This window comes from Nocardia jiangsuensis (assembly GCF_042650385.1).
Lineage (GTDB): Bacteria > Actinomycetota > Actinomycetes > Mycobacteriales > Mycobacteriaceae > Nocardia > Nocardia jiangsuensis.
Genome location: NZ_JBHSAX010000009.1, coordinates 342,573 through 361,996 on the forward strand (window position 1 = coordinate 342,573; position 19,424 = coordinate 361,996).

21 protein-coding genes and 1 pseudogene are annotated in these 19,424 nt (G+C 71.5%); 6 read left to right on the forward strand and 16 right to left on the reverse strand.

Annotation, left to right across the window (positions count from 1 at the left end):
* Window positions 1–123 precede the first annotated feature (123 nt).
* The 3 genes from ACFO0B_RS10855 to ACFO0B_RS10865 are packed head-to-tail and all read right to left on the reverse strand — an operon-like array spanning window position 124 to window position 3,650.
* Window positions 124–1,050 carry an HpcH/HpaI aldolase/citrate lyase family protein gene (locus tag ACFO0B_RS10855; RefSeq protein ID WP_378612254.1) on the reverse strand — a complete coding sequence of 309 codons (927 nt, stop codon included), beginning with the start codon at window positions 1,048–1,050 and terminating at the stop codon, window positions 124–126.
* Between the two features lie 26 nt (window positions 1,051–1,076).
* Window positions 1,077–2,261, reverse strand: a complete 1,185-nt coding sequence (locus tag ACFO0B_RS10860; RefSeq protein WP_378612284.1) for a CaiB/BaiF CoA transferase family protein — start codon at window positions 2,259–2,261, stop codon at window positions 1,077–1,079.
* A gap of 21 nt (window positions 2,262–2,282) precedes the next feature.
* Entirely contained in the window at window positions 2,283–3,650 is a 1,368-nt protein-coding gene (locus ACFO0B_RS10865) for an LLM class flavin-dependent oxidoreductase (RefSeq protein ID WP_378612255.1), read from the reverse strand.
* 68 nt (window positions 3,651–3,718) lie between these two features.
* Between ACFO0B_RS10865 and ACFO0B_RS10870 the strand changes: the two genes are divergently transcribed.
* Window positions 3,719–4,375 carry a GntR family transcriptional regulator gene (locus tag ACFO0B_RS10870; protein WP_378612256.1) on the forward strand — a complete coding sequence of 219 codons (657 nt, stop codon included), beginning with the start codon at window positions 3,719–3,721 and terminating at the stop codon, window positions 4,373–4,375.
* A 26-nt stretch (window positions 4,376–4,401) separates the two neighbouring features.
* Here the strand turns inward: ACFO0B_RS10870 and ACFO0B_RS10875 are convergent, their stop codons facing one another.
* The 4 genes from ACFO0B_RS10875 to ACFO0B_RS10890 form a co-directional block, all read right to left on the reverse strand.
* Window positions 4,402–4,821 (reverse strand): roadblock/LC7 domain-containing protein, encoded by a 420-nt coding sequence (locus ACFO0B_RS10875; RefSeq protein WP_378612257.1) that lies wholly within the window; start codon window positions 4,819–4,821, stop codon window positions 4,402–4,404.
* Window positions 4,818–5,186: a hypothetical protein gene (locus ACFO0B_RS10880; RefSeq protein WP_067657947.1), complete on the reverse strand. Its 369-nt coding sequence runs from the start codon at window positions 5,184–5,186 to the stop codon at window positions 4,818–4,820. The genes ACFO0B_RS10875 and ACFO0B_RS10880 overlap by 4 nt, the downstream gene beginning before the upstream one ends.
* A 311-nt stretch (window positions 5,187–5,497) precedes the next feature.
* Entirely contained in the window at window positions 5,498–5,671 is a 174-nt protein-coding gene (locus tag ACFO0B_RS10885) for a hypothetical protein (protein ID WP_378612258.1), read from the reverse strand.
* A 92-nt stretch (window positions 5,672–5,763) separates the two neighbouring features.
* Window positions 5,764–6,786 (reverse strand): LLM class flavin-dependent oxidoreductase, encoded by a 1,023-nt coding sequence (locus ACFO0B_RS10890; RefSeq protein ID WP_378612259.1) that lies wholly within the window; start codon window positions 6,784–6,786, stop codon window positions 5,764–5,766.
* Between the two features lie 179 nt (window positions 6,787–6,965).
* Between ACFO0B_RS10890 and ACFO0B_RS10895 the strand changes: the two genes are divergently transcribed.
* On the forward strand, window positions 6,966–7,412 hold the full coding sequence (locus ACFO0B_RS10895) for a sigma factor-like helix-turn-helix DNA-binding protein (RefSeq protein ID WP_378612260.1): 447 nt from the start codon (window positions 6,966–6,968) through the stop codon (window positions 7,410–7,412).
* A 26-nt stretch (window positions 7,413–7,438) separates the two neighbouring features.
* Here the strand turns inward: ACFO0B_RS10895 and ACFO0B_RS10900 are convergent, their stop codons facing one another.
* The 3 genes from ACFO0B_RS10900 to ACFO0B_RS10910 form a co-directional block, all read right to left on the reverse strand.
* Window positions 7,439–9,733 (reverse strand): molybdopterin-dependent oxidoreductase, encoded by a 2,295-nt coding sequence (locus ACFO0B_RS10900; protein WP_378612261.1) that lies wholly within the window; start codon window positions 9,731–9,733, stop codon window positions 7,439–7,441.
* Between the two features lie 44 nt (window positions 9,734–9,777).
* Window positions 9,778–10,164 carry a hypothetical protein gene (locus ACFO0B_RS10905; protein WP_378612262.1) on the reverse strand — a complete coding sequence of 129 codons (387 nt, stop codon included), beginning with the start codon at window positions 10,162–10,164 and terminating at the stop codon, window positions 9,778–9,780.
* Between the two features lie 61 nt (window positions 10,165–10,225).
* Complete coding sequence (locus ACFO0B_RS10910) at window positions 10,226–11,446, reverse strand: cytochrome P450 (protein ID WP_378612263.1); 1,221 nt, start codon at window positions 11,444–11,446, stop codon at window positions 10,226–10,228.
* A 68-nt stretch (window positions 11,447–11,514) separates the two neighbouring features.
* Between ACFO0B_RS10910 and ACFO0B_RS10915 the strand changes: the two genes are divergently transcribed.
* Together ACFO0B_RS10915 and ACFO0B_RS10920 are read left to right on the forward strand one after the other, a co-directional pair.
* On the forward strand, window positions 11,515–12,042 hold the full coding sequence (locus ACFO0B_RS10915; protein ID WP_378612264.1) for a TetR/AcrR family transcriptional regulator: 528 nt from the start codon (window positions 11,515–11,517) through the stop codon (window positions 12,040–12,042).
* Between the two features lie 109 nt (window positions 12,043–12,151).
* Window positions 12,152–12,619 (forward strand): PaaI family thioesterase, encoded by a 468-nt coding sequence (locus ACFO0B_RS10920; protein ID WP_233017129.1) that lies wholly within the window; start codon window positions 12,152–12,154, stop codon window positions 12,617–12,619.
* 54 nt (window positions 12,620–12,673) lie between these two features.
* Here the strand turns inward: ACFO0B_RS10920 and ACFO0B_RS10925 are convergent, their stop codons facing one another.
* The 6 genes from ACFO0B_RS10925 to ACFO0B_RS10950 form a co-directional block, all read right to left on the reverse strand.
* Window positions 12,674–13,507 carry an acyl-ACP desaturase gene (locus ACFO0B_RS10925; protein ID WP_378612265.1) on the reverse strand — a complete coding sequence of 278 codons (834 nt, stop codon included), beginning with the start codon at window positions 13,505–13,507 and terminating at the stop codon, window positions 12,674–12,676.
* A complete protein-coding gene (locus ACFO0B_RS10930) occupies window positions 13,504–14,337 on the reverse strand; it encodes an SAM-dependent methyltransferase (protein WP_378612266.1) in 834 nt (277 codons plus the stop codon). Before ACFO0B_RS10930 ends, ACFO0B_RS10925 begins: the two co-directional genes overlap by 4 nt.
* Window positions 14,338–14,408: 71 nt before the next feature.
* Complete coding sequence (locus ACFO0B_RS10935; RefSeq protein WP_378612267.1) at window positions 14,409–14,666, reverse strand: acyl carrier protein; 258 nt, start codon at window positions 14,664–14,666, stop codon at window positions 14,409–14,411.
* Window positions 14,663–15,166: a PaaI family thioesterase gene (locus ACFO0B_RS10940; protein ID WP_378612268.1), complete on the reverse strand. Its 504-nt coding sequence runs from the start codon at window positions 15,164–15,166 to the stop codon at window positions 14,663–14,665. Before ACFO0B_RS10940 ends, ACFO0B_RS10935 begins: the two co-directional genes overlap by 4 nt.
* A gap of 2 nt (window positions 15,167–15,168) precedes the next feature.
* The gene (locus tag ACFO0B_RS10945; protein WP_378612269.1) at window positions 15,169–15,957 is read right to left on the reverse strand and encodes a ferritin-like domain-containing protein; all 789 of its coding nucleotides are present in this window, start codon (window positions 15,955–15,957) and stop codon (window positions 15,169–15,171) included.
* 24 nt (window positions 15,958–15,981) lie between these two features.
* The gene (locus tag ACFO0B_RS10950; RefSeq protein ID WP_378612270.1) at window positions 15,982–17,619 is read right to left on the reverse strand and encodes an AMP-binding protein; all 1,638 of its coding nucleotides are present in this window, start codon (window positions 17,617–17,619) and stop codon (window positions 15,982–15,984) included.
* A 206-nt stretch (window positions 17,620–17,825) separates the two neighbouring features.
* Here ACFO0B_RS10950 and ACFO0B_RS10955 point away from each other — a divergent pair, with 206 nt between their 5' ends.
* Both ACFO0B_RS10955 and ACFO0B_RS10960 read left to right on the forward strand, forming a co-directional pair.
* Window positions 17,826–19,064 carry a cytochrome P450 gene (locus tag ACFO0B_RS10955; protein WP_378612271.1) on the forward strand — a complete coding sequence of 413 codons (1,239 nt, stop codon included), beginning with the start codon at window positions 17,826–17,828 and terminating at the stop codon, window positions 19,062–19,064.
* Window positions 19,061–19,424 (forward strand): annotated as a pseudogene (locus tag ACFO0B_RS10960) (cytochrome P450); the annotation flags it as partial. The gene ACFO0B_RS10955 and the pseudogene ACFO0B_RS10960, both read left to right, overlap by 4 nt.

Sequence of the window (19,424 nt, forward strand, 5' to 3'; positions counted from 1 at the left end):
CACGTCCCGCTCTCGCCGTCGTACCTCGGCCGTTCGGCGCCAGGGAACGACAGCGAGATGCCCGGCGGGGGCTGACGCGGCCACGAACCGGCGGCCGGTACATGAACAATAGCGTGCGGCCCGTCACACCACCCGCTGCGGCTCCGCCCCCTCGATGAGCGCCACCCGGGCCAGCACCTGCTCGGCCATCTTGACGTGCGCCGCGTCCACCAGGACGCCGCCGACGCCGACCGCGCCGCGGCCCGCCGCCTCGGCCTCCCGGTAGGCCTTCATGTTCCGCTCGGCCAGCGCGATCTCCTCCGGCGTCGGCGAGTAGACGGTGTTGGCGATCGGCACCTGGACCGGATGGATGGCCCACTTGCCGGTGTAGCCGAGCAGCGAGGCGCGCTTGGCGTCGCGCTCGTACCCCTCGGTGTTGCCGTAGTCCGGGAAGGGGGCGTCGATGGCGTCGATGCCGGCGATCCGCGCCGCGACGATGACCTTGGCCCGCGCGTAGTGCCAGAAGTCGCCGGGGTAGTCGCCGAGCGGCTCGAAGTTGGTGTCCACCCGGGCGCCCTGGGAGAGCGAGAAGTCGCCGACGCCGAAGATGATGGCATCCACCCGCGGGCTCGCGGTGGCGATGGCCTCCGCGTTGGCCAGCCCCTCGACCTCCTCGATCAGCACCTCGAGCCGGATCTGCCGCTCCAGCCCGAGTTTCAGCTCCAGCTGGGTGAGCAGCACATCCACCCACCAGACATCCGCGGCGGTCTTGGCCTTGGGCACCACGATGGTGTCCAGGTTGCGCCCGGCCCTGGTGACGACCTCGATGATGTCGTCGTGGCACCACTGGGTGTCCAGCCCGTTGATCCGGATGGCGCGCGCGGTGCGTCCCCAGTCCAGCTCGTTGAGCGCGGTGATCGCCTTCTCCCGCGACCCCTCCTTGAGGCTCACCGGGGTGGCGTCCTCCAGGTCGAGGAAGACCAGGTCGGCACCGAGCGTGACGGCCTTGGCGAACATGTGGTCGTTGCAGGCGGGCAGCGCCAGCTCCGAGCGGCGGAGCAGCTTCGTCATCGGAAAAGGTTCCCTTCGTAGGAGAGTCAGAGCACGCCGCGGGCGCGCAGCTCGGCCAGCTCGGCCTCGCCGAGCCCGAGCAGCTCGCCGTAGACGGCGGCATTGTGCTCGCCGAGCCGGGGCCCGAGGTGGGCGACCTCGCCGCGGGCTCCGGAGAACCGCGCGACCGGCGCCTGCACCGTCACGGTGCCGAGCTCGGGGTCGTCGACCGGGACGAAGACCTCGCGGTGCTTCATCTGGTCATCGGTGACCAGGTCGGCGATGTCGTAGACCGGGGCGGCGGCCACCTCGAACTCGTCGAAGACCGACATGGCCTCGGCGAGCGTGTGGGTCGAGACCCAGGCCGCCACCGCCTCGTCCACCTCGGCGGCCCTGGCGAGCCTGCGCTGCGGGTCGGAGAAGTCGGCGTCGGCCACCAGGTCGTCGCGGCCGATGGCGCGGAACACCCGCAGCGCCAGCGCGGGCGAGCTGCCGGACATGGCGAGCCAGCGGTCGTCCGAGGTGCGGTAGGTGTTGCGCGGGGCCGAGATGTCCCAGCGGTTCCCGGCCCGCCCGGGGATCAGCCCGAGCTGGTCGTAGGAGAGCAGGGTCTGCTCCAGCAGCCGGGCCAGCGGGTCGATCAGGTTGATGTCGATGAGCTGCCCCGGCCCGTCGTGCACGTCCCGGTGGTAGAGCGCCATCGCCACCGCGTAGGCGGCGTTCAGCGAGGCCACGCCGTCGGCCAGCATGAACGGCGGCAGCGTCGGCGGCCCGGCCGCCTCGCCGGTGAGGTGGGCGAACCCGCTCATGGCCTCGCCGAGCGTGCCGAAGCCGGGGCGCTCGCTCTTCGGGCCGGTGAGCCCGAAGCCGGTGATGTGCAACATGATGATCTTCGGGTTCTCCGCGCGCAGGCTCTCGTAGTCGAGCCCCCAGCGCTCCAGCGTGCGCACCCTGGTGTTGGCGACCACCACGTCGGCGTGTGCGGCGAGCTGCCGCAGCAGCGCCTGCCCCTCGGCCACCCGCAGGTCGAGGGTGACCGACTTCTTGTTCCGCGACACCGACTTCCACATGAGCCCGATGCCGTCGCGCTGGTGCCCCCACGAGCGGATCGGGTCGCCGCCCTTCGGCTGCTCCACCTTGATCACCTCGGCGCCGAATTCGCCCAGGTAGGTGGCGGCCAGCGGCGCCGCGGCCAGCGTGGCCATGTCGAGCACCCGGATGCCGTCCAGCATGGGACGGCCCGCCGCGGTCATCTACGCGCTCGTTCCGGCGACCGAGCGGGACGAGTCCGGCACCGGCAGCCCGAGGTGCTCGCGCAGCGTGCTGCCCTCGTACTTCGTCCGGAAGAGCCCGGCGCGCTGCAGGTGCGGCACCACCATCCGGGTGACGTCCTCGAAGGCGCCCGGCATGTGCGTGGCGGCGAGCACGAAGCCGTCGCAGGCGTCGCCGTGGAACCACTCCGCCATCTGCTCGGCCACCTGCGCGCCGGTGCCGACGAAGCGCGGCCCCTGCAGCAGCGTGGCCCGGTGCCCGGCCAGGTCGCGCAGCGTGACCGTGCGGCCCAGGTGCTCGCGCAGGTTCTGCACCAGGCCGCGGATGCCGGAGACCGAGGCGATCAGCTCGTCGGTGACCGGGTCGTCGATGCCGTGCTTGGAGAAGTCGTAGTTCATCAGCTCGGAGAGCAGCGTGAGCGAGGCCATCGGGTGCACCAGCTCGTGCAGCAGCATCTCCTCGCGCTCGCGGGCGTGCGACTCCGTCTCGCCGACGACGGCGTAGGCCATGGGACAGATCTTGACCGAGCGCGGGTCCCGCCCGGCCGCGTCGATCCGTGCCTTCTGGTCGGCGTAGTGCGCCTTGGCGACCTCCAGCCCGGGGTCGCCGGTGAAGATCAGCTCGGCCCAGCGCGAGGCGAACTCGCGGCCGCGCCCGGACGAGCCGGCCTGGATCACCACCGGGCGCCCCTGCGGGGTGCGCGGCACGGTGAGCGGGCCGCGGGCGGAGAAGAAGCGGCCGCTGTGGTTCAGCTCGTGCACCTTGGCCGGGTCGGCGAAGTCGCCGGTGCGGTCGTGCAGCAGCGCGCCCTCCTCCCAGGTGTCCCAGAGCCCGGCGACCACCTCGAGGAACTCGTCGGCGCGGTCGTAGCGCTCGTCGTGGCCGAGGTGCGCGTCGACGCCGAAGTTCTGCGCCTCGCTGTCGTTCACCGAGGTCACCACGTTCCAGGCGGCCCGGCCGCCGGAGAGGTGGTCCAGCGTGGCGAAGGTGCGGGCCACGTGGAACGGCGGGTAGTAGGTGGTGGAGTAGGTGGCGCCGAGCCCGATCTTCGAGGTGGCCTGGGCCAGTACGCCGAGCACGACGCTCAGGTCGAGCTTCACCGGGCGGGCGCCGTAGCGCACCGCCTCGGCCACCGAGCCGCCGTAGATGCCGGGCATGGCCAGCCGGTCGTCGAAGAACATGAGGTCGAAGCAGCCTTCCTCGAGCTGCCTGCCGACCTTGGCGTAGTAGGAGGCGTCCAGGTATCCGTGCTCGGTGGCCGGGTGCCGCCACGACCCCGAGTAGACCGAGGTACTGCCCGCCTGCATGAATGCGACCAGCGTCATCCGGTCGTCTCGTCGTGTCGTCATGCAGGGAATTTAACATCTGATATATCAGATGCCAACCCTTACATGCATTCGTTGCTAGACTCCGGCGCATGGCAGGAAGCGTCGACATCGCAGGCACCGTGCGGGAACGGGCGGCCCGCGAGCTGCGCGACCGCATCCTCACCGGCGCCATGGCACCGGGGTCGCGCATCGACCTGGACGCCATCACCGAGGAGTTCGCCACCTCCCGCACCCCCGTGCGCGAGGCGCTGCTGGAGCTCTCCTTCGAGGGGCTGGTCCGGGTGGCGCCGCGCAGCGGGATCACCGTGATCGGGATCGGCGCCGACGACGTGCGGGACAGCTTCACCCTGCTCGGCGTGCTCACCGGCCAAGCGGCGGCCTGGGCCGCCGAGCGCAGCACCGACGCCGAACTGGCCCGGCTGCGCGAACTCGCCGCCGCGGTGGCCGCGCGCTCCGGCGACGACGGCATCGGCGAGGCGAACTGGAAGTTCCACCAGGCCATCCACCGGGCCGCGCACTCCCCCCGGCTGCTCACCCAGATCAAGCAGGCCTCCCGGGTGGTGCCGACCAACTTCCTGCGGCTCTTCCCGGATCACGAGAAGCACTCGCTGCACGAGCACGACGAACTGCTGGACGCACTGGAGGCGCGGGACGCCGACGCCGCGAGGCGGATCGCCGAGCGGCACGTGCTCGAAGCGGGGATCTCGCTGGCGACGTGGCTGGAGAACGTGGCCGCCGACGGCTGAACAGGGTCAGCCGCCGACGGCCGGCGTCAGGCGGCGGGGGCCTGCAGGATGCCGAGCACCCGCTTGGCCGCGGCGTTGAAGCGGCCCAGGTTCACCGCAGGCGCGCTGGTGACCACCAGGAGCAGCGTCGAGCTGAGCGGGAAGACCCCGACGCAGCCGCGGTCGGCCTCGAAGACCGCGGACTGCAGCCTGCCCTGGGTCACCAGGCTGGTGAAGTGGTCACCGATGCCGATGGCCGCGGCGGCCATGGCCGAGCTGCGCATGGCGATCGAATCACCGTCCGCCATCGTCCCCGAGACGTTGTCGGCGGCGATGACGAGCCCGTCGCGGCTGGTCATCACGGCGTGCTCGACGTCGGCGATCTCCTCGCAGGCGCGCTGCAGCAGCACGCCGACGGCACGGGGGTCGCCGAGGGCGATCGCGTGCCGGTCGAACGCCCGGCTCACAGCCGGATCGCCTGCTCGATCCGGCGCAGCTGGTGGCGGGCCAGCGCCAGGTTGCCGCGCGCCTTGTCCAGCGCGAGGTAGAGGAAGAGCTCCTCGCCGTCGTTCCGGATCAGCGGCATGATCAGGTGGTACTGCGCCCCGAGGGTGACCAGGATGTCCTGGACGCTGTCGCCGAGCTGCAGCGCCTCGACCGCGCGCAGCTTGGCCCGCAGCACCTCGGTGTTCAGCGCGCCCGCCATCTCCAGGTCGAACAGTTGGTTACCGCCCTGCTTCCCCAGCAGCATCCCGCTGCGCATGTCCACGAGGGCGATGCCGATGGCGCCGTCCACGCTCATGCCGTCCCGCAGGGCGTCGTCGAGCTTCATATCTGGTGCACTCCTGAATCCCTGCGCCCGCGTCATCTCCGGCCGCCGGTGGGACATTCTCGGTACCGCCCGGAAGGCGCGCTCGTCATCGATCATGGCTATGAACGCGTCTCCAGGTGGGCGTCATGTTTTGTGGCAGAAACTCGGAAAACCGGTCGGTTCTCGTGAGTAGCGACAGCTTAGCAACGTCCATCAGGTTGGTCGATAGTCCAAAAACTTGAGCTACGGTCTGAAATATGTCCTTTTAATTAGTCCGGGACCCGCGATTCCGGGATCACCCCGCAACCGTGCCAACACGCCTACCTGGGTGTTCATCGGCGCAGGTCAACCGGTTTTCGATAATTGCGAAGACGGTGAATATCAGCGGCGAACGTGACGCCGATCACAAATATTCCTCGTTCCTGCATTCCCGCAGGAAATAACTGGTCGGGTGCTCGGCGGCGCAGTACCCGGTGGGCGAGCCTGTTGCCGAAGGTGCCCGCCATGGCCGGCATGATTACGAAGGTGTAGCCGAGGTCGAACTGCTGGAAGTGCCGCGGGCAACGGTTGGGATCGGGGCGAGCGAAAAGGCCGGCGGCTACGCCGGAATCGCCGGTTTCCAGCCGAGCGCGGGGGCGACCAGCTCGACCGTGTCGTGCAGGATCTGCTCGTACTCGGCCCGGTGGAACTCGTAGGGCAGCTCCAGCCGCAGCTCGGTGGTCTCGGCGAGCACCGGGTCGGCCGCCAGCCGCCGCACGATCTCCTCGGCCGGGCCGACCAGGTCGGGGGCGAAGAGCACCCGGCGCTCGCCCTGCGGGCCGAGCGTGCGCTCGTGCCTGGACTCGGCGTAGCGCCGATACCGTTGGCGGGTGGCGCGATCGGCGCCGTCGGTCGGCACGATCACCCGGCCCACCGCGACCCGGCCCGGCCGCGCCGGGTCGATCCGCTCCCGGTAGGCGGCGATGAGCGCGAGCTGGCTCGCGCCGAAGTCGTCGCTCCGCTCGCCGAGCACGATGTTGCCGGTGAGCAGGTTCAGCCCGTGCTCGCCTGCCCAGCGCACCGAGCGGCCGCTGGAGCCGCCGTACCAGAGCCGGTCGATCAGCCCGGGATCGTGCGGTTGCAGCCGCGGGCGCTGGGTGTTGCCCGGCGAGTGGATGACGGTGTCCTCCCCGCCCAGGTACCCGCCGCGCAGGTTCTGCACGAGCCGCTCGATCCGGGTGTGGGAGAGGTCGTAGGAGCGCCAGTCGCCGTCGAAGACCAGGTCGCCGAGGAGCTCCGCGTGCGGCGGGGTGCCCGCGCTGAACCCGGGCTGCAACCGGCCGCGGGAGAGCACGTCGGCCAGCGCCAGATCCTCGGCCAGCCGGAACGGGCTCTCGTAGCCGATCGGAATCACCGCCGAGCCGAGCTCGATCCGCTTCGTGCGCTGCGCCGCCGCGGCCAGGAAGACCGCCGCCGAGCCGACCCCGTGCTCCAGGTGGCGCTGCCGGATCCAGCCACCGTCGAAGCCGAGCCGCTCGCCGTACTCGAAGAGCCGCAGCGTGTCCTCCAGCCCGGTGTGGGGGTCGTCGTCGGCGAAGTTGCCCGGCGTGAGGAAGGCGAGGGTCGCGATACGGGGTGCCACCCTGCCAGGCAACCCGCCGGAGGCGGGGCCCGCCACCGTTGCGTTCCGCCGGAACGCAACCCTTCCCCGTGCGGCTGAGCCGACGTCCGCGAATGTCCGCCGAACGAGTGACGACCGCGGGCGCGGTTGCGCCTACGATGCTGGGCGGACGAAGCATTCGAAATGGGAGGTTCGGGGCGATGGACGGCGGCAATTCGGCGCTGCACCGGGCGGCCGCCGGTGGCGACGGTGCCGCGCTCGGCACGCTGCTCGACCAGGTGAAACCGTTCGTGACCAGGTACTGCCGGGCCCGGCTCGGCACCGGACCCGCCGACGCCGTCGCCACCGGAATCTGCGCCGAACTGCTCACCGCGCTGCCCCGGTTCTCCGAGTCCGGCGGCTCCTTCCTCGCCTTCGCCTACCGGATGACCTCGCGCACCGTCGCCGAAGTGCTACGCCGCCGCGGTACTCGCAGCCCGGAACCCCTAGGGGAACTCCCGGAGTCGCAACGCGAGGTGCTCGTGCTGCGGCTGGTGCTCGGACTCTCCGCCGACGAGACCGCCAGCGCGCTGCACACCACCACCGGCGCGGTCCGGGTCACCCAGCACCGGGCGCTGGACACGCTCCGGACCACGCTCGCGGCCTGAGCCGCCTCAACGGGATCTGCTCGCACTCAGCGGGAACCGAACTCGGGCGGCTCGAAGGCGCGGACCGGGGGCGGGGTGCCGTCGAATCTCTCGACCTGGACCAGGCAGCTGTTCGGCGACGGCCCCTGGGCCAGCGGGCTGGTGCCGATGTCGGGGGTGACGACGTTCGGGTTGCCGTGCCGCTCCAGGCCGAGCTCGTCGTCCGGGTCGTACCAGGCGCCGGTGGCGATCTGGGCGACGCCGGGGAGCAGGGCGTCGGAGGTGGCGACGCCGGCGAGGAAGGCGCCGCGGTCGTTGAAGACGCGGGCGAGGTCGCCGTCGCGGAGCCCGCGTTCGGCGGCGTCGGCGGGGTGCAGGCGCAGCGGCTCACGGCCGGCGATCTTGGCGTCGCGGCTGGTGGCGCCGTTGTCGTGCTGGCTGTGCAGGCGGGTGGCCGGCTGGTTGGAGAGCAGGTGCAGCGGAAAGCGTTCGGCGCGGGGGTCGCCGAGCCATTCGCGGTCCGGGTACCAGGCGGGATGGCCGAGGAGGTCGCCCGCCTCGGCGATGGTGTGCGAGTAGATCTCGATCCGGCCGGACGGGGTGCGCAGCGGGTGCCGCTCCGGCGCCGCGCGGAAGCGCTCGAGGTCGTGATCCCGCTCGGGGAGCAGGGGGCGCAGGTCGAGCGGCGGGCCGGTGCGGAAGTCGCGGTAGGCGGGGAGTTCGACGCCCACCGCCGCGGCATCGGATCGGGTCGTCTCCCAGACGTGTTCGACCCACTCGGCGGTCGAGCGCCCCTCGGTGAAGGCGGCGCCGAAGCCGAGCCGCTCGGCCAGCGCGGCGAGGACGGCGTGGTCGTCGCGGGCCTCGCCGTAGGGCTCGAAGACGCGGTGCATGGGGGTGAGCCAGTGGTCGCTGCTGCTTCCCGCGAAGTCCTCGCGCTCCAGGGTGGTGGTGACCGGGAAGACGATGTCGGCGTGCCTGGCGGTGGCGGTCCAGCTGTGCTCGTTGACGATCACCGTGCCGGGACGGGTCCAGGCGCGGCGCAGCCGGTTCAGGTCCTGGTGGTGGTGGAAGGGGTTGCCGCCGGCCCAGTAGACGAGGTCGATCTCCGGGTAGACGCGCTCGGCGCCGTTGTAGCGGTAGGGCTCGCCGGGGCGCTCGAGCAGCTCGGCGATCCGGGAGACGGGGACGGTGTCCGGCACCGGGTTCGGGCCCTGCGGGATGGTGCCGATCCGGAACGGCGGCACCCGGCGCTGCAGCGTGGTCCCCTTGCCGACGCCGGACCCCATCTGCACGCCGCCGCCGGGCAGCCCGATGTACCCGAGCGCGGCGGCGAGCGCCCACGCGGCCCAGTACGGCTGCTCGCCGTACCTGGCCCGCTGCACCGCGTAGGAGAGGCCGATCAGACTGCGTCCGGAGGCGAGTTTCCTCGCCAGCGCCCGGATCTCGGCCGCGGGGACACCGGAGAGCCCGGCCGCCCACTCCGGCGTCTTCGGCACGCCGTCGCCACCGCGGACGTAGCGCGCGAACTCGTCGAAGCCGACGGTGTAGCGGGCCAGGAAATCGTCGTCCTGCAAGTTCTCGGCGAGCACCGCGTGCACCAGCGCGAGCAGCACCGGCACGTCGGCGTTCGGGCGGCAGGGCAGCCAGCGGGCGCCGACCGCGGCGTCCACGTCGTCCCGGAGCGGGCCGACGTGCACGATCTCCACCCCGGCCGCGCTCAGCTCCGCCAGGTGCCCGCGGTCGTCGTGCGCGCCGATGCCGCCCGGGTTCACCTGGGTGTTGCGGCTCGGGGCGCCGCCGAAGAGGACCAGGCAGCGGCAGTGCTCGGCCACCTCGGCGGTGGTCGGCGCCTGCTTGCCCGCGTAGTAGGCGTTCAGCCCGATGATGTGCGGGACGATCACCTCGGCCGCGGCGAAGGAGTAGGTGTCGACCGAGTCGGTGTAGCCGCCCGCCAGCCGCAGGAAGCGGTGCAACTGGCCCTGCGCGTGGTGGAAGCGGCCCGCGCTGGCCCAGCCGTACGAGCCGCCGTAGATCGCGCGGTTGCCGTGCGCGGCGATGGTGCCGCGCAGGGCTCCTGCCGCGAGGTCGAGCGCCTCGTCCCAGCCGACCTCGACGAACGGTTCGCGGCCGCGGCCGGAGCGGTCCCGGTCGCGCAGGTAGCCGCGGCGCACCGCGGGGCGCGCGATCCGCACGCCCGGATCCCGCGCGGCGGCCAGCGACCGGCCGATCGGCGACGGCTCGGGGTCGGAGCCGTTCGGCCGCACCGAGATACCGCCGTCCGGTGCGGTGCCGACCAGGTAGTTCCCCCAGTGCGTCGCGGTGAGCCGCGGCTCCGGCATGTGCTCCCCCTCGGGTTGCGGCGAAACCAAGAGGTTACCGGCGCTCAGGGCAGGACCAGGCAGGCGATGCCCAGGTCGATGCCGGTGCCCACCTCGACCCGCACCGATTTCTCGCCGCCGATCTGCACCGCGTGCAGGGTGTGCGCGCCGCGCTGCTGCGGAGTCGAGATGGCGGTGGCGATCCCGCTCGGCCCGACCGGGATGGCCCACGGCGGGTCGAACGAGCCGCGCCGGCTGTCGTAGAAGCTCACGTACTCGCCGGGCGCCGCGTGCGCGGTGACGGTGTACGCGCAGCCGGTGCCGTACGGGGACGAGCTGCCGCTGGAGATTCCCGGTTCCACGGTGATGCCGGTGATCTCCGCTCCCGCGGGTGCGGCCGCGATCGCCAGTACCGCCGCCACCGCTACCCCGGTCGTGCACAGTGCCCTCATTGCCGTCCTTCCGTCGCGCTCTCCCCCAGGGTGCCCGCGCACACCCACACCCCAAACGCCGCTACCCCACGCGCACCGGAACGTGCGTCCAGCCCGCGACGCTGGTCTCCCGCGACCGGCGCAAACCACTCGGGTCCACGGTGAATTCCGGCATGGCGTCGAGCATGGCGTCCAGGCCGATCCGCCCCTCCATCCGGGCCAGCGCGGCGCCGAGGCAGCGGTGGATGCCGTAGCCGAAGCCGAGGTTGTTGCCGCTGAACGCGCGGGTGATGTCGAAGCGCTCGGCCTCCGGGATCGAGCGCGGGTCCCTGGTCGCCGCGGCCAGCAGCATGAGCACGGGGCTGTGCGCCGGGATCGTGCGGCCGTGCAGCTCGACGTCGCGCAGCGTGTAGCGCACGTCGTACTGCACCGGCCCCTCGTACCGCAGCACCTCCTCGAAAGCGCCTGCCAGCAGCGAGCGGTCCGCGCGCAGCGCGCGCCACTGCTCGGGGTGCGCGCCGAAGAGCACCGCCGCGCTGCCGAGCAGCTTGGCGACGGTCTCCGCGCCCGCCCCGGCGAGCAGCGAGATGAAGCCGAGGATCTCGCGGTCGGTGAGCCGGGTGGCGGCGCCCGCCTCGCGGTCCACCTCGACCTCGATGAGCCGGCTGATCATGTCGTCCAGTGGCCGCGCCCTGCGCTCGGCGATCAGCGCTGCGTAGTACCCGGTGCTGGCCTGCGTCGCGGCCCGCCCCGCTTCGCTCATCCCCATCTGACCAGGCTCGCGCTCCAGCGGGATCGCCAGCCACTGCCGCAGCTGCTGCCGATCCTCCGGCGGCACCCCGAGCATGGTGGTGATCACCTCGATCGGGAAGAGATTGGAGTAGTCGGCGACCACGTCGAAGGAATCTCCGCGCAACCGCTCGGCGAAGGCGCGCACGGTCTCCCGGATCATGGGCTCGAGCCCGGCGATGGCGCGCGGCGTGAAGACCGCGCTGACCAGCTTGCGCATCCGGGTGTGCTCCGGCGGATCCATCATGATGATCATGGGAATCCGCTGCTCCGGCGGCTCGGGGGCGAGCACCTGCTCCAGGGTGATCCCGCGGCCGGAGGAGAAGGTGTCGAAGTCCTTCATCCCCGGGACCACGTCGGCGTAGCGGGAGAGCGCCCAGAAGCCGTAGCGGGCACTGTGATAGACCGGCGCGTCGTCGCGCAGCCTGCGGTAGACGGCCTGCGGGTCGTCGTGGAATTCGGCGGAGAAGGGATCGAAATCGATGGCGTCGTCGGCAACGAGCGAGTGATTCATGGCATACCTCTTGTCTATCCGGCCGTCGCCAGGATTACACTTCTTACAGAATCCGTAAAGGTTGTAAAGTGCCCTCGATTTCCTCCGCCGACCACGGCACCCGTACCCGCATCCTCCGAGCAACCTTCGAGGTGCTCGCCCGCAAGGGCCACGGCAAGCTGAGCCTCTCCGAGGTCGCCGTGCAGGCCAAGGTCTCGCGCCCGACGCTGTACCGCTTCTTCGCCTCCAAGCCCGAGCTGCTCGCCGCCTTCGGCGCCTACGAGACGGCAAATATCGAGGCGGGGCTGCGCGCCGTCACCGAAGGGCTGGAAGGGCATGCCCGGCTGGACGCGGTGCTGCGCTACATGGTCGAGCACCAGGGGTCGTACTCGCTGAGCCGCGTGGTCGACATCGAGCCGGACTACGTGCTCGGCCAGCTCGAACGGGTCATCCCGATCATGCGGCGGCTGCTCGAACCGGCTGTCACGCAGGGTGATCCGCGCGTCGTCGCGGGCACGCTGGTGCGGGTGGCGGTCGCGCACTACCTGGTCGGCGGGGACGACCGGGCGGAGTTCCTGGCGCAGCTGCGGCAGGCGGCGGGCATCACCGAGCCCTGAACCCGCCTATCGGCCGATCGAAAGCGGGAATGCAGCGGCTCCGCGCCGCCCGCGGTTCACCCGCCGCTGGTCGAATGGGGTGGCATCGTCCGCGACGAAGGAAGAGGCCATGACCAGCACCGATACCCACGCCGGTGAGACCGTCGGCAAGCGCGTGCACGAGTTGACCACGATCTTCGAGCGGGGGCTGACCGAGAATCTCGGCGTCGGCGCGTCGCTCGGCATCCGGCTGGAGACGGCGGGCGAGGGGTACACCCGCTACTACCTCGACCCGAACCCGGCCACCATCAACGCCATGTTCACGGTGCACGGCGGCGTGCTCGCCACGCTCATGGACACCGCCATGGGCAGCGCGGTCTTCACCAAGCTCGGCGACGGCGTCGCCTACACCACGCTGGAGCTCAAGCTGAACTTCATCCGCTCGGTGACGCTGGACGGCTCGCGGCTCACCTGCGAGGCGAACGCGGTGCACCTGGGCCGCCGCACCGCGACCGCGGAGGGTCGGATCACCGATGCCGCGGGCAAGCTGATCGCGCACGGCAGCACCACCATCCTGGTCCTACAGCCGGAGGGGTGACCCGGCGCCGACGGCCCCTGCCCGGCAGAGGCAGGGGCCGTCGGCTCGTGACGATCAGGCCACGGTGCGGCACTCGGCGATGAAGCGCGCCAGTTCGTCCACCCGATCGGTCCTGGCGTCCACCGCGCGGTCGATCACCTTGATCAGGTGCTCGTAGGCCTCGGTGTGGTCGTAGGACGCCACGTCGGCGATCTCCAGCGCCCAGCGCCAGTACCCGCGCATCGTATCCGCCAGCGGCATGCGGAAATTGGCGATCACGTCGCGCAGCGGGTCGACCACGTCGTCGCCGTGCGCGCGCAGGTAGCGGCTCACCACATCCGCCACGAAGCTGAAGTGCCGCGCCTCGTCGCGGGCCAGCCTGCCGAGCACGGCGGCCAGCACCGGCTCGTCGACCACGTCGCGCAGGTGCTGGTAGTACATCTGCGTCGCCTTCTCCTGCACCAGGGCGTAGGCGAAGAACTGCACCGGATGGTCGAAGGGCAGGTCGAAGGGTTTCCGTCCCTCGATCGCGAGCTCGTCGCGCAGGGCGCCGCGCTCGGCGATGCCCGCGGCGTCCTGGTAGCGGGCGAGTGCCCTGGCGTGCGTGTCCTCCTCCAGCGCCCAGCGCACGGTGAAGTGGTAGAGCTCGCGGTTGTGCGTGAAGGTGGCGAGGTCGACGGTGTCGTCCACCGGGAAGTGCCGGTGGTAGACGTCGAAGTAGCCGGGCAGGTGGTCCTCGATCAGCGTGACGAAGCGGACCGCGGAGCGCTGCCCGTCGGTGAGCCGGTCCGCGTCGGCGCGGGCCCAGTCGAAGGCGGTCTCCACGTCCCAGGCGCGGGCGGCGGGCGAGGCGGCGAGGAAGCCGTCCACCGCCGCCGCCACCTCGGTGACCGGGATGAGCGCCGTCATCGGGCGTTCCGGCAGGTCAGGGCGTAGTGCTTGGTGGTGTAGCCCCACCCGGCATTCGCGATCTCCAGGTAGTGCCGCAGCTGGGCGGCGAGGCCGGGGCGGTGCGCGTCGATGCGCTCGGCGGCCGCGTCCACGTTGGCGATCCAGTCCTCGATGGTGCGGTGGTAGTGCGCGGTGAGGTCGTCGACGGCGGTGATCGAGAAGCCGGCGTTCTCGGCGGCGGTGAGCAGGTCGGAGAGCGGGCGCAGGTCGCCCCAGCCGAAGATGTCCGCGCGCACGAACTCGGTGCCCGCCCTGGTGTCGAAGGCATTGCGGGCGGCGGCGTTACGGAAACAGCTCTCCGAGACATAGAGCGAACCACCCCGGCGCAGTACCGTTTTCGCGCGGCGGAAGACGGCGTCCAGGTCGGGCATGTGCACGATCGAGCCGAGCAGCGTCACCGCGTCGAAGCTCTTCGCTGGCAGGTCGAGCTGCTCGAAGTGTCCGACCCGGGTGTGCACCCGGTCGGCGACGCCGCGCGCGGCGGCCTGCTCGGCGATGTACCCGTGCTGGCGCGGCGCCGGGCTGATCCCCGTTGTCGCGCAGCCGAATTCCTGCGCCATGAACAGGATCAGCGACCCCCATCCGCAGCCGACGTCGAGCAGCCGCTCCCCGCCGGTGAGCCCGAGCCGGTCCGCCACGAACCGCAGCTTGGTGCGCTGCGCCTGCTCGAGCGTGTCGGACTCCGACTCGTACAGCGCCGAGCTGTACTTGCGCAGCGGGTCGAGGAACTGTCCGAAGATGTCCGGGTCGAGGTCGTAGTGCTGGTTGGTGTCGGCGGTGACGGTCACGCTCTGCCCATTCGGCACGAGCGAGGGCCCTCCGTGGCCACGCTCCGCTACCGCCTGCGGGCCTGACTCGCTCATGCCGCTTCCTCACGCAGGGCGCGGTCCACCACGGTCACGACATCGTTCAGGCTGGAGAGGCCGAAGACCTCCTCGTCCTCCATCTCGATGTCGAACGCGCGCTCGATCCTGGCGACCATGCGCAGCACCCGCACCGAGTCCACGCCCTCCATGCCGCGCAGGTCGGCGTCGGGGCGCAGCTCGGCGCCGGGGATCCCGGTCTCGGCGGTGGCGATCTCGGTGACGGTACGCAGGATGTCGGCGGTGCTGGTCATGGCTGGACTCCGTTCGCGAGGGCGGTGGCGAGCAGGGCGACCTCGTCGTCGCCGAGGGTGAGCTGGTGCCGCACGGCGGCCAGCTCGAAGGGCTGGTAGCTGGCGGTCGAGGTGGCGCAGACCGCGCCGTCGGCGTCCCGCACCTCGGCCGATGCCCGGATCGGGCCGGGCGCGGTCGCGGCGAGCGACGCGACGCAGTGGTAGTCGCGGTCGATCAGCAGCGGAGTGAGGAAGCGGGTGCGCTGGCTGACGGTGAAGGCAGGCTGCTGCCTGGCGAGCACGATGAGGTTGCCCATCAGCTCGTCCGCGATCACCCCGATCATGCCGCCGTGCACCACGCCCGGGTACGACTCGAAGGCGCGGCCGAGCCGGAAGTCGGTGCGCAGCCCCTCCGGGTCCGGGGTGAAGCGCAGCCGCAGCCCGCCCGCGTTGTGCGGGGAGCAGCCGAAGCAGTGGTAGTCCGGGATCACCGACCACGGGACCCGCACGGTGCCTGCCACGGTCAGGCGATCACGTCGGCGAGCGCACGGCGCACCCGCGCGTTGCTGGAGAGATCCAGCCCGGTCAGGTTCCCGAAGGTGCGGCGGATCTTGTCGTGCAGCACGTCCAGCTCGCCCTCGGCGGCCACCTGCTCCAGGAACAGGTCGAAGCCGGTGTCGATGGTCTCGTGCTCGCCGAGCTCGCTGATGCCCGCCTTGAAGGTGCTGACCGGGTGCTTGATCTTCGCCTCCGAGCTGTAGACGTAGAGCGTCTCCAGTACCGACGGCAGCTCCTCCGGCTTCTTCTTCAGCCGCTCGGTGGTGTAGTGGATGAACTCGCGGGCGTGCCCGGCCTCGTCCCGGCTCGCGCTGAGCAGCAGCCCCTTCAGCACCGGCTCCCGCACCCACGCCGCGACCGCGCGGTAGATGTGGTTCACCGTGAGCTCGGAGATGATGTTGGTGGCGAGCGTCGCCGACGGCGTGGTGCCCGGCGCGTAGGGCTCGCGCATGGAGTCGACCGCCTCGGCGTCGACCGCCTCGCCCACCGCGTCCAGCCAGGCCCGGAAGGCGTAGTGGTGCTGTACCTCCTGGAAACCCCAGACCACGGCGAAGGTGGAGAAGTCGTAGTCGTCGACGAACTCGTTCAGGAAGCCGTGCACGGCCGCGATGACATTGGACTCGCCCATGGTCGCGCTCTTGGCCAGGGTCACGTACTCGGGCTCGACCAGGTCGAGGTCGACGGCGCCGAGGTCGAGGTCGGCGAGGCGCCAGTGCAGGCGCTCGTAGTGGCGGAAGACGTCGTAGCTGTGCACGGGTGCTCCGATTCCCTTGGGTGGTTACTGTCCGACGAGCCGGCGGGCGGCCTGGCGCCGCAGCTTGCCGCTGCTGGTCCGCGGGATGCTGCGCGGCGCGACCAGGTGCACCTCGACCGCGGTGAGCCCGAGCTCCTCGCCGGTGGCCGCCCGGATCCGCTCGGCGAGCCGGTCGGCGGCGGCGCCGGTCAGCTCGGTCTCCGCGATCAGCGTGATGACGTCGGCGTCCGGCTCGGCGGCGGCCGTGCAGCGGCCCCGGTACAGCCCGGGCAGGCCACGCACCGTGGCCTCGACGTCCTGCGCGTAGTAGTTGACGCCGCGCACGGTGATCATGTCCTTGCACCGGCCGGTGACGAAGAGCTCGCCGGCGCGCAGGTAGCCGAGGTCGCCGGTGCGCAGCCAGCCGTCGGCGAAGAGCCCGGCCACGCTCGCCGGGTCGGCGGTCAGGTAGCCGTCGGTGACCGAGCCGCCCCGGATCAGGATCTCGCCGACCCCGCCGTCCGGCAGGTCGGTGCCGTCCAGGTCGACCACGCGCAGCCGCATGCCGTCCACCGGGGCGCCGACCCCGGCCACCGCCCGCGCGCTGGGCAGCTCCGGCGCCACCGGAAGCGCCACCGCGTCGTCGGCGAGCCAGGTGCGGTCCACCCACTCGAAGTGCGGGGCGCGGCCGAGCGGCGGGAAGGCGACGGCCAGCGTCGCCTCGGCCATGCCGTACACGCCGAACATCGTGCTCTCGCCGAAACCGGCGGGCGCGAAACGCTTCCGGAAGGCGTCGACCACCTCGTAGGAGATCGGCTCGGAGCCGTTGAAGGCGATCCGCCAGCGGCTCAGGTCGTACCCGGTCACCTCCGCGGGCGGGACCGCGGCGAGCAGCGCCTCGTAGCCGAAGTTCGGCATGGCGGTGATGGTGCTGCCGGACTCGGCGAACTGGGCAAGCCAGCGCGCCGGGTCCTTCACGAAGGCGAGCGGCGACCACACGTGCGCCTGGATGCCGCGCAGGATCGCCGACAGCGTGCCGAACAAGCCCATGTCGTGGAAGAGCGGCAGCCAGAAGCCGCCGCGGTCGTCCAGATCCAGCGCGATTCCGGTGCGAATGGCGGCCAGCCCGCTCAGCACGTTCCGGTGCGTGAGCCGGACACCCTTCGGGGTCGCGGTGCTACCCGAGGTGAATTGCACGACGGCGAGGTCGTCGGCGCCGATCGCGGGCAGCAGCGTCTCCGCGCTGTGGTCCTCGGCCGTCAATTCGCCGATATCGAGGAAATTCACGGTGGAATCACCGGCGAGTGCGGGCACCATCGCGGCGAATCGGTGCGACACGAGGACCGTGCGCATTCCGGCGGCCGCGGTGATCGCGGAAAGTCTCTGTGGGAAAGCGGCGGTCTGTTTCGCTCCCGCCGGCAGTGGCAGCGGGGTCGCGGCGCCGCCGGCCGCCGCGGCGGCGAACAGCGCGACCAGGAATTCCGGCGCGTTCGGGCACAGGATGCCGACCGGCTCGCCGCGGGCGACGCCGTGCCTGACCAGCGCGGCGGCCAGCACGCCCGACCGGCGGTGCAGCTCGGCGTAGGGGACGGTCTCCGACACCGACCAGAATGTCGCTGGCACCGCGGGAAACGCGGCCGCGATCTCGGCCAGCCTGCCGGGAAGTGTTTCCGCGGAATGCATGCGGGCAACGACACCAGCGCAGTGTGACGGCACCGCGAATGCACTGTGAACTACAGTGTTCGATAAACAGGGCCGATCGCCCGATCACGCTGCGCGATAACGGAGTTCGGCTATGGCGCGATAGAAGCGGCCGATCACCACCGCGGCCCGGCTCGTGCGTTCGCGACGATTGCACCGAAATTGTTCTCCGCATTCAGGAGTCACCGGTGAGTTCGGAACAATCCGCGGTACAAGAATTGTCGCCGGTGCAGCTGGCGGTCATCGACAGCATCGCCCCGCACCTGCGGCACGACCCGTACGACAGCTACGCGGTACTCCGCGCGGCAGGCCCGTTCGTCCCCGGCCCGCACGAGACACACCTGGTGACCACGCACCGCGAGGCGCAGACCATTCTGCAGGACCCGCGCTGGAGCCACGCCGAGGAGCCGCAGCTGCTGCACGGCGACAGCGATGTCGAGCTGCCCGGCTCGTTCCTCTGGATGGAGCCGCCGGAGCACACCCGGCTGCGCGGGCTGGTGAGCAAGGCGTTCACCGCCCGCACCGTGCACGGGCTGCGCGCGCGGGCCGAGCGGCTGGTGCACGAGCTGTGCACCGCGGCGCTGGCCCGCGGCGAGGTCGACCTGCTCGACGCGCTCGCCTACCCGCTGCCGCTCACCCTGGTCTGCGAGCTGCTCGGGGTGCCTGCCGAGGCACACGAGCACGTGCGCCGGATCTCCGCCGACATCGCCCGCGGCCTCGACCCCGACGCGCTGCTCTCCCCCGCCGAGCTGGCCGCCCGCAGCGCCGCGGTGCACGCCTTCCTCGAGTTCTTCGGCGACCTCACCGATCGGCGCAGGCGCGCCCCCGCCGACGACCTGATCACCGCGCTGGTGCAGGCCGACGACGCGGGCGCCCGGCTCACCCGCGGCGAGCTGCTCGGCACCCTGCTCATCCTGGTGGTCGCCGGGCACGAGACCACGGTCAACCTGATCGGCAACGGGGTGCTCGCCCTGATCCGGAACCCGGAGCAGTTCGAGCGGCTGCGCGCTCGCCCCGACCTCGCCGCGCCCGCGGTGGACGAGGTGCTCCGCTACGACGCCCCCGTGCACCTCACCACCCGCACCGCGCGCGCCGAGATCACCGTCGGCGAGCGCACCTTCGCCCCCGGCGACGCCGTGATCGTGCTGCTCGGCTCCGCCAACCGGGACCCGGAGGCCTTCCCCGACGCCGCCGCCTTCGACATCGCCCGCTACAGCGGCGGCCGGACGGTGCGGCGGCACCTGTCCTTCGGGCTCGGGCTGCACTACTGCCTCGGCGCGCCGCTGGCCCGGCTGGAGATGGAGCTGGTGTTGCGCATGCTCGCCGAGCGGGTCGGCGCGGTGACGCTGCTGGAGGAACCCCCGTACAAGCCGAATGTGGTCGTGCGCGGAATGTCGCGGCTGCTCGTACATCTGGAGGGCACGTGACCGCCGCCGACGAGATCACCTTCGACGCCTTCGAACCGAGCGAACGCGCCGACCCGTACCCGGCCTACCGCCGGGCCAGGGACGCCGCCGCGCTGCTCCCCTACGCCTTCGGCGACGTCCCGGTCACCCTGGTCACCCGGTACGAGGAGTGCGCCGCCATCCTCACCGGGAACGACTGGGGCCACGGCTACGCCGCGGGCATCAGCCCGTTCCGGGACACCACCGCCGCCATCCCCGGCTCCTTCGTCCGGATGGACCCGCCGGAGCACGGCCGCTACCACAAGCTGGTGGCACGGGGCTTCACACCGCGGGTCATGGCCGGGCTCGCACCGGTGGCGGGGCGGGTCGTCGGCGAGCTGG

Excerpts from the sequence above, each read along its gene's own strand:
- ACFO0B_RS10855 (WP_378612254.1), bottom strand. The coding sequence starts at position 1,050 with ATGACGAAGCTGCTCCGCCGCTCGGAGCTGGCGCTGCCCGCCTGCAAC.
- ACFO0B_RS10860 (WP_378612284.1), bottom strand. The coding sequence starts at position 2,261 with ATGCTGGACGGCATCCGGGTGCTCGACATGGCCACGCTGGCCGCGGCG.
- ACFO0B_RS10865 (WP_378612255.1), bottom strand. The coding sequence starts at position 3,650 with ATGACGACACGACGAGACGACCGGATGACGCTGGTCGCATTCATGCAG.
- ACFO0B_RS10870 (WP_378612256.1), top strand. The coding sequence starts at position 3,719 with ATGGCAGGAAGCGTCGACATCGCAGGCACCGTGCGGGAACGGGCGGCC.
- ACFO0B_RS10880 (WP_067657947.1), bottom strand. The coding sequence starts at position 5,186 with ATGAAGCTCGACGACGCCCTGCGGGACGGCATGAGCGTGGACGGCGCC.
- ACFO0B_RS10885 (WP_378612258.1), bottom strand. The coding sequence starts at position 5,671 with ATGGCGGGCACCTTCGGCAACAGGCTCGCCCACCGGGTACTGCGCCGC.
- ACFO0B_RS10895 (WP_378612260.1), top strand. The coding sequence starts at position 6,966 with ATGGACGGCGGCAATTCGGCGCTGCACCGGGCGGCCGCCGGTGGCGAC.
- ACFO0B_RS10900 (WP_378612261.1), bottom strand. The coding sequence starts at position 9,733 with ATGCCGGAGCCGCGGCTCACCGCGACGCACTGGGGGAACTACCTGGTC.
- ACFO0B_RS10905 (WP_378612262.1), bottom strand. The coding sequence starts at position 10,164 with ATGAGGGCACTGTGCACGACCGGGGTAGCGGTGGCGGCGGTACTGGCG.
- ACFO0B_RS10910 (WP_378612263.1), bottom strand. The coding sequence starts at position 11,446 with ATGAATCACTCGCTCGTTGCCGACGACGCCATCGATTTCGATCCCTTC.
- ACFO0B_RS10920 (WP_233017129.1), top strand. The coding sequence starts at position 12,152 with ATGACCAGCACCGATACCCACGCCGGTGAGACCGTCGGCAAGCGCGTG.
- ACFO0B_RS10925 (WP_378612265.1), bottom strand. The coding sequence starts at position 13,507 with ATGACGGCGCTCATCCCGGTCACCGAGGTGGCGGCGGCGGTGGACGGC.
- ACFO0B_RS10935 (WP_378612267.1), bottom strand. The coding sequence starts at position 14,666 with ATGACCAGCACCGCCGACATCCTGCGTACCGTCACCGAGATCGCCACC.
- ACFO0B_RS10950 (WP_378612270.1), bottom strand. The coding sequence starts at position 17,619 with ATGCATTCCGCGGAAACACTTCCCGGCAGGCTGGCCGAGATCGCGGCC.